This is a genomic window from Arcticibacterium sp. SM2516 (genome assembly GCF_057914865.1).
Genome location: NZ_CP195290.1, coordinates 2,706,310 through 2,718,616, shown reverse-complemented (window position 1 = coordinate 2,718,616; position 12,307 = coordinate 2,706,310). Strand labels below are relative to the sequence as shown.

The following is a 12,307-nucleotide window of genomic DNA, read 5'->3' as shown; positions in this document are numbered from 1 at the left end:
ATAGAGTATATTGAGACTATCCAAAATGGTAAATCAATAACCTTTTTTTAACTTTGAGATCCTAAAACCAGGTGAAAGATAAAAGGGATTAATAACAATGAAATCGGTAATATAGTTATAAAGGAAAAAGCCATCCTGATAGATAGTTAAATCCGTTGATGGATACTAAACCACCAAACTCAAAAGCATAACACCAATCAAACCAACTACAGAAACTAGCGTTTCCATTACGGTCCAAGTTTTTAGGGTGTCTTTAACGGATAGGTTGAAGTACTCTTTAAAAAGCCAAAAGCCTCCATCATTTAGGTGACCCATAATTAAACTACCTGAACCTATGGCTAGTACCATGAGTTCTGGTTGGAAGTCTGGCTGAGAGCCAAAGAGTGGGGCTAAGATTCCTACGGCTGTTAAACCCGAAACGGTGGCAGAACCAACACATATTCTAATAAAAGCTGCTGTAGCCCATCCTAATAGTAATGGATTAATGTTTACACCTTGTAACAATTCACCGATATAAGTACTGGTACCTGAAGCAGAAAGAATTTCTTTCAAGGCTCCTGCACCCGCAATAATTAATAATATCACGGCGATGTCTTTAAAAGAATCGGCAAGTGATTTAGAAATATCTTCCAAGTTTCTGCCTTGTTTGATACCTAAGAAATAGATAGCAAAAAATACAGATAGCAACATGCCAAAATATGGCTGAGCCATTAAAAGAATAAACTGGATGTCTGGAAAATATCCTTTAATCACTGAGCCCGCAGAAAGCAGAATAACAGGCATTAATGCCACTAAAAGACTGATGCCTAAACCTGGTTGAAGTTCTTTAGGAACGGGTTTGAAACCAAAAATAGTTGGGTCAGGCGTGATATCGAAATTTTTCAAAGTCTTAGCAAAAATAGGCCCTGCAATGGCAATGGCCGGAATAGCCACTATTAAACCATAAATTAAAGTTTTACCTAAGTCAGCGTTTAACTGAATGCCAATGGCGGCTGGCGATGGATGTGGAGGTAAATAGCCATGAGCCACAGAAAGCGAAGCCAACATAGGAATACCCACGTAGAGCATATTAAAGCCAGAGGCCTGAGCCACGGCAAAGATTAAAGGAATAACGATGATGAAACCGGCATTGTAAAATAAAGGAATACCGATGATGAAACCAGCGAGTGCCAGTCCCCATTGGAGGTTTTTAGTGCCTACTTTATCCAGGAGGGCGTCGGTGATTTTAGAGGCTGCACCACTCTCTGCCACTAACTTACCGAGCATAGCACCGAAACCAATGATTAAGGTCAAATCACCTAAGGTTCCGCCTATTCCACTTTGGATGGCATTGCCCACTTCCACGACATCTAAACCACTGGCGATTCCTATCCCAAGCGATACAATTACGAAAGATAAAAAGGTGTCTAATTTTACAACAGCTATAAGGAGGATTAAAGCTAAAATTCCGAGGAGGGCAATAACTAAAGGCATGTTTTTATTTTAGGGTTATTATACGAACTATCTAAAAAAGCACAATTAATTTATAAGTGCAATCTTTCAAGCTTTTATCCTTTAGGAATCCTTTGTGTTCAAGCTATTTTATCGATTAAAGGCGTGTTAACTAAGTTTGGAGTTGTTTTTTGACAAGCAAAATGAGTCAGAATAATTCTTAATGGGAATGTGAAGGGAGAAGAACGATAGGGATACGGTGTAATTGGATTATTCTACATTGGTGTAGATAATATCTACAATTCTTACAAGGCTTTGAAAATCTTCATCGCTGATGTTTTCCCACATTTTTTTTCTCATGTCTGCGACTATTGGAAACGCTTCTGTATGAATGCTTTCGCCCGTAGGTGTTATGAAAAGCATTTGCTTTCTCCGGTCTAGTTTAGCGGTTTTTCTTTCTACCAATCCTTTTTTTATAAGAATACCTAAAATTCTAGTAATGGTGGGAGCGTCTTTGGCGGTGGCTACAGCCAGGTCGTTTTGTGAAATGCCAGGGCTAGGAACCAGATGATCTAAGACCACCCACTGGTCTACGGTAAGGTCTAAACCTGCACTCAGGAGCTGATTCTGGAGGTAATTCCTTACTTTTTTGACAGTGGTATCAATTTTGAAAAAGTAGGCTTTTTGGTCTGACTTGGTCATTTTGTATTCGTTGCGACTGGCAAATATAGAACATAAGTTGAATTTTATATTACTGAAAATATTGTAATAAGTAAATATTCAGAAAATATTGAAAAATATATAAAATAGATAATTTTGCCTCTTAACGAAGTCTTAACATTTAAAGAGAAAACTCAGAAGCGGTTTTCAGCATCTAAGAGGCATATAATACAAACCAATACAATGAAAAATATCTTAGCATTACTATTCACTATTATCACATCTGCCGGCATGGCACAAAACGCTATCGGGGTAAGAGGAGCATTTACATCATCAACGATGACAAAGTTCGATTTGATTGAAAACGTAACACCAGACTTTAAATTTTTACCATCAGGAAGTGCCGCAATTTTTATGGAGATTCCACTTCAAGGCAATTTATCTATTCAGCCTGAGCTGGCTTTTGTTCAGAAAGGTTTTAAAATAGAAGAGGGTTTTAAGGTAGGCGGAGAGTTTTTAGGGGTAAACATTCCTTTAAAAGGTAAAGTGAGTTTTAAAACCAACTATATAGAGGTTCCTGTCTTATTTAAATACCATATTGGAAATAAAGAAGCGGCACATTATTATGTGGCCGTTGGACCATCCTTCGGTTATATGGCAGACGCCAACATGACGGTGAGAATTCTTGATATTTTCCCTATTAGAACAAATTTGAACAATAATATTTATAAAGACTTTGAGCTAAGCGGTGTGGCTGCCATGGGTTTTGAACTTCCTGTAGCTTCTAGAATGAAAGCTTTTGTGGAAGGTCGCTATCAGCATGGTTTTACAAGAGTTATTGATGCTCCACTTTTTGAACTTCCAGTAAGAAACAGAACACTTTCAGGTGGAATGGGAATCAAGTTCACCATCTAAGATTCCATCGGACTAAAAAAAGCTGCTAAATCGTCAAGGTTAGCAGCTTTTTTGTATTTAAATCTCTTTGGTAAAGATGTAATAATCTGGATTTACTTGGAGGTATTTCCCTTTTATCTTCTTCCATTTATCCGTAGGGATAATCTCCTCATTTTTTCTATTGTCAATGGAAACGCGTAAAGGCATTTCAAAGCCATTTACCGTATTCGTGTAGCGGTATCGTAGTTTTTTACCTTTCCTTTTTACTTCTAACGTGGGTACCCATGTGGTTCTCAGGTATTGCGTAAAGAAAGGCTCTAAGTTCAAATTGGCTTTCTCGGCTATGTAATTTTCTATTTGAGCAGTGGTTACCGTCTGGTGATAGAAATCTTTATTCAAACCTCTCAAAATATCTCTCCATAATTCGTCATTGTTTATCCATTGACGTAAAGAATGCAGCATGTTTCCGCCTTTATAATACATATCTGAAGAGCCAGAGGTATTGACATCATAATCTGAAATGATGGGCGTATCGTTTTGAATTCTTGCTCTGGTACCAATTACATATTCGGCACCAGCTTCTTTGCCATAGAAATATTCCACAAAAAGATTTTCGGCATAATTGGTAAAGCTTTCATGAATCCACATGTCTGCTTTGTCTTTATCAGTGATGTTGTTGGCAAACCACTCATGTCCGCTTTCGTGGACAATGATAAAATCCCATTTTAGACCCCATCCCGTACCAGAAAGGTCTGTCCCTTTATATCCATTTTTGTATCCGTTTCCGTAGGTTACCGAGCTTTGATGCTCCATTCCTAAGTACGGAACCTCTACTAATTTATAGCCGTCTTCATAAAAAGGATAGGGTCCAAACCAGTGCTCGAAAGCTTCTAACGTTCTATATGCATCTTTGAATTGTAGTTTGGCCTTCTCTAAGTTTTCTGGTAAAACATAAAATGATACATCTAAGGGACCTTTTTCTCCTTGATAAACATCTTTCCAACTCACATAGTCGGCTATGTTAATGTTGACACCATAATTATTGATGGGGTTGTTCACAAACCAAGTGCAAGTTCTACTACCGTCTTCATTAAGTTTCATGGCTCTAAGTCTGCCATTAGAAACATCCCAAAGTCCGTCTGGGACCGTCACGCTTATCTGCATGCTGTCGACTTCGTCTGCCATGTGATCTTTACATGGCCACCAAACGCTGGCTCCAATCCCCTGGTTTGCTGTAGCTACAAAAGGTCTTCCATGACTATCTTTTTTCCAGGTTACACCACCATCCCAAGGGGCTTTTGGTGCTATTTTTGGTTTACCCTCAAAGTAAACCGTAATAGCTCCCATTTGTCCTTTCACCTGAGGTTCGGCTAGCTTAATGAGATAAGTGTTCTCTCCATCTTTGGTGATTTCTACTGCCAAATCCGACTGTCGAACCGCGGTAATGGTCATAGGAGCCTGTAGGTCAATCTGTAGCGTTTGACCCTTATCTATGGCTTGATAATAGATGGTATTATGGCCTTTGAAATACTGATTTTCTATGTCTACATTAACCGATAGGTCGTAGTATTTTAAATCCCACCATGCACGCTCAGGGGTAATACTTCCTTTTAGGGAATCTTCGTGCGTGTACTGGCCACGGGCTAGAAAACTAACCAATAAAAATAGAAAAGCAATAAATCCTTTTAATCTGGTCATGAAGCTTTTACTAAATATTCTAAATAATGATATTCGAAAAAAGCAAATATAAGGCTTCGGTAAGGTTTAATCTTCCAAAGCCGAATTTTAGCCAATTTGCTTTGCCAAAAATGCTATGCCTTCTTCAAAAGAAACAGGATCGTAGCCTAAGTCATTCACTGCTTTGTCGATATTGAAACCAGTACGAGGCGGTCTTTTGGCTGGCTGAGAGAATGTGGCTGCGGTGGCTTCTTTAATAAAAGATTTATCTAGCTTAAAGAAATCTGCCGTCATGATGGCCATTTCGTAAGGGTTTAGTAAATCTTTACCCGAAATGTTGAAAATGCCTTCTGCTTCTTTCTCTGCAATAAGAGCACAGCCTTTTGCCAAATCTTCTGCAAGGGTAGGAGTTCTCCATTGGTCATTTACTACGTTAATGGTTTTACCATCTTCTATAGATTTTTTAACCCAAAGAATAATGTTAGACCTGCTCATATCATGAGCAATGCCATAAACCAAAACTGTTCGGGCAATGGCCCATTTTATATTAGAATTTGTGATAAGATGCTCTGCCGCTAATTTGCTCCAACCATAAAAACTAATAGGGTTGGCCGCAGCTTTTTCGTCATAAGGTCCGTCGGAGCCATCAAAAATAAAGTCGGTAGAAAGATGAAGTAAAAAAGTATTGTTCTTTTCACAGGCATTTACCAGATATTCTACTGCCGTTACGTTTTGAGCCCAGCAGTCTTCTTTCTCTGCCTCACATTGATCCACGTTGGTCATGGCAGCGGTATGAATTATAACATCTGGCTGTTGTTCGGTTATTACGCTGTTTACGTTTTCTTGCTTGGTGATATCCATGGTACAGAAAGTGTAACCATCTGTAAAAGGAAGACGATTTTCGCCTCTGGCAGTGGCAATCACGTCTGATTTACCCTCTTCAATTAATAGAGAAACTAGTTTTTGGCCTAAAAGACCATTAGAACCTGTAATAAGAACTTTTTTCATGTTTTTAGTGTGTTTTACTGAAATTGGTAGCCGTAAAGTTTAGTGATCTTTTTCTTTCTCATCTTTTTAACGGCAAGCTTCATAGAAACATTATCTGTAGGTCTGTCTGCCCTGTCTTTATCCACTTTTTCTATATCTTCCGCAGTTGCTATTCCTGATATCACTGTACCAAAAACAGTATAATTATTATCTAAAAATGGCGTTCCGCCTAGTTCCTGGTATGTTTTTTTCTGTTCGTCTGTATACTTAAGTGGTTCTCTACCTTCTTCTTTAGATGCCATGCTAGACTCCATCATAGTTATTTGCTCTGCGGAGTATTTTTTTCCAGTAACTATATAAAACTGAGTACCTGAAGATTCTTTTTTTGGATTGTTTGATCTAGCCGCCGCTAAAGCACCTTTAGTATGTATGTGTTCTGGCGTAAATTCATATGGAATTTTAGCATATTCCTCACCACCACTTCCTAGCCTCGTTCCTCTTTCTGCATTTTTAGAGCTAGGGTCACCACCTTGAATCATGAATTCGTTAATAACCCGATGGAATACTGTGCCATTATAAACACCATCTTCTGCCAATTTGATAAAGTTGGCTTTATGTAATGGTGTCTCATCAAAAAGGATGATTTGCATGGTTCCTTTGCTAGTTTCCATGGTTACCAGATAGTCTTTCTTATTTACTTTTTGACCCATTGTGCTTAAAAAACACATGGTTAAAAGAATACTTAAAACGTGCTTCATGATTTATCTATTTCTCTTCTAATCTGTTCTAAAATTTCTTTTCCTCCATTATTTAAAAGCTCCATACCTACCTTTTTGCCTAGCTCTTCTGGATTTTTACCTTTTTCAGTTATTCTCAAAACCTCTTTCCCGTCTAGGCTTATAATACCGGCATTGAGTTGAATCTCTTGGTCTGCCGTTAATGTAGCTAGACCAAAAACAGGAATAGAGCATCCACCATTCATGGTTTTAAGGAAGGCTCTCTCTGTTCGTAAACAGGTGGCTGTATCAGAATGATTGCAGGCTTCTTTAACGAATTCCTGTTTGCTTTTGTCTAAATTATTGGCTGACTCAATAGCCACAGAACCTTGCCCAACGGCTGGCGTAAAGGTTTTATTGTCAATTACTTCTTGGATGATGTCATGGTATTCCATTCTATGCACGCCTGCATAGGCTAGCAGTAGGGCATCGCATGCTCCACTTTCCATTTTTGCTATTCTGGTTTGCAGATTCCCACGCATGTCTACAATAGAGGCTTTAGGATAAAATGCTCTTAACATCGCAATTCTCCTTGTACTGGAAGTGCCAATCACTATTTCGTCGGATAGGCTTAACTTCTTATGGCTAGCCAACACATCGTTTACTTTTTCTCTTTCTAAGAAAGCTATGATATTGAAATTTTCACCAATGTCGGATTGTAAATCTTTAGCACTATGTACTGCGATATCAATACTCCCATCGAGCAGCTGCTCTTCTAATTCTTCTGTGAAAACTCCTTTGCTACCAATTTTTGATAGAGATCTATCTTGAATTTTATCACCTTTAGTATGTATGACGATGACCTCTGTGGTGGCACCAGCAGCCTTCAGTTTGTTTTCCACATGATATGCCTGCCACAAGGCTAGTTTACTTCCTCTTGTTCCTATTTTAATATGCATATCTAAATAAATATAGAGCCAATAATACTAATAAATAATCCAATAAATAAGCCCGCAATAACTTGTAGTAAGGTGTGAGCGTTTAATCTCAGTCTTGCAGACATGATAAGCCCAGCTGCTAAAAGAGCGATAAGAAAAGGTATGTTGAGTAGATTTTCGTCATATCTAATTTTGAGCATCAATAATGCTCCCAAAACACCACCAATTCCGGCAGAATGTGCACTAATTTGCCATTTGAGACTTATTAAAGCCACCAATATGATAACCAGCGTTATAAAACCAATGATAATTCCCGTGGCCTCTAACTGTGGGCCTTTTTGAAATAGAAAGTAACTTAAAAAACCAGAGCTAGCTATAGAGAATAAATAGGGGATTCTTCTGTCCGATAAATGCTCTAGTTTAATGCTTTTTACAACACCTCTTTTATAAAGCCAAAAAATGAGTAATGAGGGAAACAAAAAAGTATATGCAAAAACAAAACCTAATAAAATAATTTTGGCTTTGGGTGAGGTGCCATCTATTCCGACTATATACGGCGTGAAAAAGTATAATATAGCCAGTAAGACCGCAGGCATAATGCCAGGATGAAATGCGTAGGAAAAGAAATTAGCCAGTTTTTTGCTCACAAAAAGTAAAAATTCTGATGCTTGTATTTCTGCAAATATAGCATCAGAATTAACTATTAAAGCCTAAATTTTATAATTGTTTTCTAAGTCTAGCTACTGGAATGTTCAGTTGCTCACGGTATTTCGCCACTGTTCTTCTGGCAATTTGATACCCACGTTTTTTTAGCTGCTTTTCTAACTTATCGTCAGAAAGAGGGGCGTGTTTTGGCTCAGAGTCTATTAGCTCTTTCAGAATGTTTTTAACTTCTCTGCTAGACGCATCTTCGCCAGATTCTGTAGAGATACCTTCAGAGAAAAAGTATTTTAAGGGATAAATTCCAAAGTCTGTTTGAACCGCTTTACTATTTGCTACCCTAGAAACGGTAGAAATATCCATATCAATTTTCTCTGCAATGTCCTTAAGAATCATTGGTTTTAGTTTGCTTTCATCGCCTTCCCAAAAGAACTCTTGCTGATATTTTACAATGGCCTCCATGGTTCTTAAAAGCGTTTGTTGACGCTGCACTATGGCATCAATAAACCATTTGGCGGCATCTAACTTTTGTTTTACAAAAGTGACCGTTTCTTTTATTTGCTTATTTTTTTTGTCGCTTTTGTCATAAGTGTCTAGCATATCTGAAAAAGATCTGCTTACTCTTAGTTCTGGAGCATTTTTAGAATTTAGAATTATGTCTAGTTTGCCATTCTCTTGCGTAACTATAAAGTCTGGCATCAGATAGGTGGCGGTGGCTCCGGAAGCTCCAACACTTCCTGGCTTAGGATTTAATCTTGTAATAAGAGCAATGGCATCCTTTAAGGTGTCGTGGTCCGTGTCGAGCTTCTTTTGAATCGTATCAAAATGCTTTTTTGTAAACTCATCGAAATAGCTTTCTAAAATTTTCTTTGCATTTACACATGCTACCGTTTGACAATTTAAACGCTCAATCTGAAGTAGAAGGCACTCTTGTAATGTCCTAGAGCCAATACCCGCTGGTTCAAATAACTGAACTTTGTGTAATACATTGATAACTTCTTCTTCAGACACATAAAGGTTCTGACCAAAGGCTAAATCGTTACAGATAGATCTGATGGGTCTTCTGATGTAGCCGTCATCCTCAATACTTCCTATTAATTGTAAACCAATGGCGGTTTGTTTTTCATCTAGCTTAAGAAATCCAAGCTGCTGATTTAAGGTCTCCGTCAAAGTATCCATCGCAATAACCGGCATGCTTTCTCTATCTTCATCCCATGTATCACTTTGCATCTTATAACCTGCATATTCGTCCTTATTCAGGTAATCCGACACATCTACTTTTTCTTGATAATTCAAGCTTTCGTAATCTGTGAAGTCATCACCATATTCATCATATTCAGAACTATACTCGTCAGAATCATATTCGTCCGAAGACCCGTATTCTTCTTCTTTAGTTTTTTCCTGAAATTCCATTCCTTCTTCAAGGGCTGGATTGATTTCTAACTCTTCTTCAATTCTTTGATCTAACTCTGCTGTAGGAATTTGCAAGAGCTTTATAAACTGAATCTGCTGCGGAGAAAGTCGCTGCTGTAAAGATTGATTTAAGGAAAGTTTTTGCATCGTAAGTCATTTATTGAGTAAATAAGTAAGTTGGATACCAACACTTTCACATGAACCATGCCAAATATTTTTCAAACCCTTTTTTTAGGCGATATATTTGATGTATTTCTTCGGGTTTAGGTATGGTGAATTTATTTATTACTCTCATTTATAGTGTGTTATGAAATAATCAAAATCCGTGCCTTATTTCTTTCATAATGATACAAAAAAAAAGGGATTTTGTCACTTTATAGCACAATTATCCCCTTAGGCGATAACTGTTTTCAGCTTAAATTCGGTTTCTTTCCACTCTTTTTCAGGGTTAGAATCGCCAGTGATTCCACAACCTGCATACAGGGTGATTTTATCAGATGAGGCCTTGAGTGTTCGAAGATTTACGAAAAGATTGGTTTTATTTTGGATGTTTACAGGGCCTAAAAAGCCGCTGTAAAAAGATCTATTATAATCTTCAGTCTCCAGTATGAAAGTATGAGCAGCTTCTCTTGGCATTCCGCAAATGGCCGATGTGGGATGAAGCAGGTCAATCATCACCGAGCCAAGCTGTGGGAACTCTATGGCTTTGGTGTCTATTTCAAAAGCGGTTTGAAGGTGGAGTAGATTGCCTGCTTTAATGGTTTTAGGGCCAATTTCTGTGAATTCTCTAACTCTTATTTTCTTTAGACAATTGATAATATATCGGCATACAAACGCCTGTTCTTCTATTTCTTTTTGTCGCCAAAGTGCATCAGCGGTTAAAATTTCCTGACCATCGGTATCGGTTGAGGATTGGGTTCCGGCAAGAGCCATAGTTCTAAAAATGCCGCTTTCGTCTTGTTCTACTAAGCTTTCTGGCGTGGCACCCATCCAGATCTCATTTTGCCAGGGCAAATAAGTAAGAGAACAAAAAACGCTACTATACTTCTGACTAAGTTTAATGAAATGTTTTATAGGCGAAAAATCTTCAGTTCTAGCTATTTCTTTTTGTCTAGAAAGCACCACTTTGTCGAAAAAACCTTCCTTAATCGTTTTAATGGCTTTAGCTACATTTTGAATAAATCTGTTCTTTTCGTCCGTATTTTCATCCAGAATAAAGCGGAATGCGTTTTGTGGTTTTTTCTTTGGTTTAGCACCTATATGGATGTCAATATAGGATGCTAAGGCATCTTCCGCTTCCTGACTTAAGGCATCATCAAAACTAGAAAAACTAAAAGACAGGTCGTTTTGGATAAACAAAGATTTGTTAGAATCAGCGTAATTAAACGGAGCAAAAGCGAAGCCTGAGCCTAGTTCTTCTAAATCAATTTTACGCCAAACGGCTTCTTTATTTGTAGAAATTACACAGTTATAAACGTTTTCGGCATTTGGCATACGCCAAATGGCAAAAGGTAAATGGCCAACTATAAGTTGTTCAAAAACATCTTGGATGGCTAATTGAGATATTTCCTTGATATTTTCTTCCGTCATTGAAGATGATTAGCGAAGAATTGCTGTTTGTTGATTTGAATCCATATCCCCATTATTATACTTTGAAGGGCACTTAAGAAGTATCTGTTCTGCTAAGAAGTAGTTCTTTTCAATATTCATTTTTCCGACCACTACTACCTTTTCAGAACGCTCCATGTCTTGAGGTTTGGCTTTAAGATAAACCACCCTAGATTCGAAATTCATAGAGTCTACCATCATAAACTCAAACTTGTTTGGGTCTATAGAAGGCTCATATTTCATGCCTTGAATATTTCCAGCCTGGTCTTTTTTTAGTTCTCCCACCACATGTACAGAACCACTTGAGCCTTCTTCGGCCATTATCTTGGCCTCATTAAAGTCTGAATAAGTACTAGCATCTCCTACCGTGGAGATAATCATGACAATGGCAACAGCAATGACACCCAATGCTATAATATGTGATTTTTTCATATCTACTAATTCGTTTTAGCTTGCTCTTCTAGTTTTCTAACTTTCTTATCTAACATAAATAAGTACACCATAATTCCAATAGTAACCACGGCAACTACTGCTATAACCACCCAAAACTTTCCGTCTGAACGAAGTTGGTCGGCCATTTCCACATCTTGCTGAAGCATTAAGCTTAATAATATTGATAATAACATCTATTTATCTTGTTTAGCGTATTCTAATTTTTGTATTCTATATTTCAAATTGCTTATCCATAAACCAATTAATATCCAACCAATGATAGCGGGATAGAAAACGATTCTCATATCGTTATCCATGTCGAATTTCCCGAAGGCTGGATTTCCTCCATTTCCTGGATGAAGCGAATCTGTTACTCTTGGTAAAATCCATACTAAAGGCATAAATGCGGCAAAGGCAAAAATGTTATAAACCGCTGAAAGTCTCGCTTTTTTCTGCTCGTCTTCAAAAGACCCACGAAGGATAAAATATGCTGCATAAATAAGCATACCTATTTCTACTGCTATTAGTTTTGGATCTATAGGTAATGCAGAACCCCAAGTAAAGTAACCCCATACGGCACCTGTAAGGAAACCAAGAATTCCGAAAACGAACGCCACATTAGCATGTGCCAAAGCAGCATGGTCAAAATTATTATCTCCTTTAAATAGATATTGAAATGATTTAACCATCGAGACGGTCATTAAGGTCATCATGGCAAACCAGAGCGGTACATGGAAATAAGTATTTCTGATGGTTTCGTTAAGGATAGGTAAACGTGGAACTACACCAGTTAATCCAGCCACTGAAACATAAACCAGTATTATGGCTCCTAGGATTTTCCACCAAGTATTTTTAAACGTCATATGAGTATTATTACAAATTTCTTAAGTC

The 12,307-nt window shown here is 37.8% G+C and carries 13 protein-coding genes; 1 reads left to right on the top strand and 12 read right to left on the bottom strand.

The features are described 5' to 3' along the window. Positions 1 to 165 precede the first annotated feature (165 nt). Both ACSBFT_RS11245 and ACSBFT_RS11240 read right to left on the bottom strand, forming a co-directional pair. Complete coding sequence (locus tag ACSBFT_RS11245) at positions 166 to 1,473, bottom strand: gluconate:H+ symporter (protein ID WP_489604696.1); 1,308 nt, start codon at positions 1,471 to 1,473, stop codon at positions 166 to 168. Positions 1,474 to 1,701: 228 nt separating this feature from the next. Beyond that, the gene (locus ACSBFT_RS11240) at positions 1,702 to 2,133 is read right to left on the bottom strand and encodes a MarR family winged helix-turn-helix transcriptional regulator (RefSeq protein WP_463045902.1); all 432 of its coding nucleotides are present in this window, start codon (positions 2,131 to 2,133) and stop codon (positions 1,702 to 1,704) included. 201 nt (positions 2,134 to 2,334) lie between these two features. Between ACSBFT_RS11240 and ACSBFT_RS11235 the strand changes: the two genes are divergently transcribed. Continuing rightward, the gene (locus ACSBFT_RS11235) at positions 2,335 to 3,006 is read left to right on the top strand and encodes a porin family protein (protein ID WP_489604695.1); all 672 of its coding nucleotides are present in this window, start codon (positions 2,335 to 2,337) and stop codon (positions 3,004 to 3,006) included. 57 nt (positions 3,007 to 3,063) lie between these two features. Here ACSBFT_RS11235 and ACSBFT_RS11230 read toward each other — a convergent pair whose 3' ends face one another. The 10 genes from ACSBFT_RS11230 to ccsA all read right to left on the bottom strand — a co-directional run bounded on the left by ACSBFT_RS11230 (position 3,064) and on the right by ccsA (position 12,279). Then, the gene (locus ACSBFT_RS11230) at positions 3,064 to 4,683 is read right to left on the bottom strand and encodes a M1 family metallopeptidase (protein WP_489604694.1); all 1,620 of its coding nucleotides are present in this window, start codon (positions 4,681 to 4,683) and stop codon (positions 3,064 to 3,066) included. Positions 4,684 to 4,770: 87 nt separating this feature from the next. Continuing rightward, positions 4,771 to 5,670, bottom strand: coding sequence for an SDR family oxidoreductase (locus tag ACSBFT_RS11225; protein WP_463045899.1), 900 nt, complete (start codon positions 5,668 to 5,670; stop codon positions 4,771 to 4,773). Between the two features lie 14 nt (positions 5,671 to 5,684). Then, positions 5,685 to 6,407 carry a peptidylprolyl isomerase gene (locus tag ACSBFT_RS11220; protein ID WP_489604693.1) on the bottom strand — a complete coding sequence of 241 codons (723 nt, stop codon included), beginning with the start codon at positions 6,405 to 6,407 and terminating at the stop codon, positions 5,685 to 5,687. Then, positions 6,404 to 7,324: a hydroxymethylbilane synthase gene (gene hemC / locus ACSBFT_RS11215; protein ID WP_489604692.1), complete on the bottom strand. Its 921-nt coding sequence runs from the start codon at positions 7,322 to 7,324 to the stop codon at positions 6,404 to 6,406. Before hemC ends, ACSBFT_RS11220 begins: the two co-directional genes overlap by 4 nt. 2 nt (positions 7,325 to 7,326) lie before the next feature. Continuing rightward, the gene (locus tag ACSBFT_RS11210; RefSeq protein WP_489604691.1) at positions 7,327 to 7,950 is read right to left on the bottom strand and encodes a phosphatase PAP2 family protein; all 624 of its coding nucleotides are present in this window, start codon (positions 7,948 to 7,950) and stop codon (positions 7,327 to 7,329) included. Positions 7,951 to 8,020: 70 nt separating this feature from the next. Beyond that, positions 8,021 to 9,523 (bottom strand): RNA polymerase factor sigma-54, encoded by a 1,503-nt coding sequence (gene rpoN / locus ACSBFT_RS11205; RefSeq protein ID WP_463045895.1) that lies wholly within the window; start codon positions 9,521 to 9,523, stop codon positions 8,021 to 8,023. 246 nt (positions 9,524 to 9,769) lie between these two features. Further along, positions 9,770 to 10,966 (bottom strand): chorismate-binding protein, encoded by a 1,197-nt coding sequence (locus ACSBFT_RS11200; RefSeq protein ID WP_463045894.1) that lies wholly within the window; start codon positions 10,964 to 10,966, stop codon positions 9,770 to 9,772. 9 nt (positions 10,967 to 10,975) lie between these two features. After that, positions 10,976 to 11,416, bottom strand: a complete 441-nt coding sequence (locus ACSBFT_RS11195) for a cytochrome c maturation protein CcmE domain-containing protein (RefSeq protein WP_463045893.1) — start codon at positions 11,414 to 11,416, stop codon at positions 10,976 to 10,978. Between the two features lie 5 nt (positions 11,417 to 11,421). Continuing rightward, positions 11,422 to 11,610, bottom strand: coding sequence for a CcmD family protein (locus tag ACSBFT_RS11190; protein WP_463045892.1), 189 nt, complete (start codon positions 11,608 to 11,610; stop codon positions 11,422 to 11,424). After that, complete coding sequence (gene ccsA, locus ACSBFT_RS11185) at positions 11,611 to 12,279, bottom strand: cytochrome c biogenesis protein CcsA (protein WP_489604690.1); 669 nt, start codon at positions 12,277 to 12,279, stop codon at positions 11,611 to 11,613. Positions 12,280 to 12,307: the final 28 nt, after the last annotated feature.

What these genes read in the sequence shown, in the direction of transcription:
- ACSBFT_RS11245 (WP_489604696.1), bottom strand. Translation starts at nt 1,473, where the DNA reads ATGCCTTTAGTTATTGCCCTCCTCGGAATTTTAGCTTTAATCCTCCTT.
- ACSBFT_RS11240 (WP_463045902.1), bottom strand. Translation starts at nt 2,133, where the DNA reads ATGACCAAGTCAGACCAAAAAGCCTACTTTTTCAAAATTGATACCACT.
- ACSBFT_RS11235 (WP_489604695.1), top strand. Translation starts at nt 2,335, where the DNA reads ATGAAAAATATCTTAGCATTACTATTCACTATTATCACATCTGCCGGC.
- ACSBFT_RS11230 (WP_489604694.1), bottom strand. Translation starts at nt 4,683, where the DNA reads ATGACCAGATTAAAAGGATTTATTGCTTTTCTATTTTTATTGGTTAGT.
- ACSBFT_RS11225 (WP_463045899.1), bottom strand. Translation starts at nt 5,670, where the DNA reads ATGAAAAAAGTTCTTATTACAGGTTCTAATGGTCTTTTAGGCCAAAAA.
- ACSBFT_RS11220 (WP_489604693.1), bottom strand. Translation starts at nt 6,407, where the DNA reads ATGAAGCACGTTTTAAGTATTCTTTTAACCATGTGTTTTTTAAGCACA.
- hemC (WP_489604692.1), bottom strand. Translation starts at nt 7,324, where the DNA reads ATGCATATTAAAATAGGAACAAGAGGAAGTAAACTAGCCTTGTGGCAG.
- rpoN (WP_463045895.1), bottom strand. Translation starts at nt 9,523, where the DNA reads ATGCAAAAACTTTCCTTAAATCAATCTTTACAGCAGCGACTTTCTCCG.
- ACSBFT_RS11200 (WP_463045894.1), bottom strand. Translation starts at nt 10,966, where the DNA reads ATGACGGAAGAAAATATCAAGGAAATATCTCAATTAGCCATCCAAGAT.
- ACSBFT_RS11195 (WP_463045893.1), bottom strand. Translation starts at nt 11,416, where the DNA reads ATGAAAAAATCACATATTATAGCATTGGGTGTCATTGCTGTTGCCATT.
- ACSBFT_RS11190 (WP_463045892.1), bottom strand. Translation starts at nt 11,610, where the DNA reads ATGTTATTATCAATATTATTAAGCTTAATGCTTCAGCAAGATGTGGAA.
- ccsA (WP_489604690.1), bottom strand. Translation starts at nt 12,279, where the DNA reads ATGACGTTTAAAAATACTTGGTGGAAAATCCTAGGAGCCATAATACTG.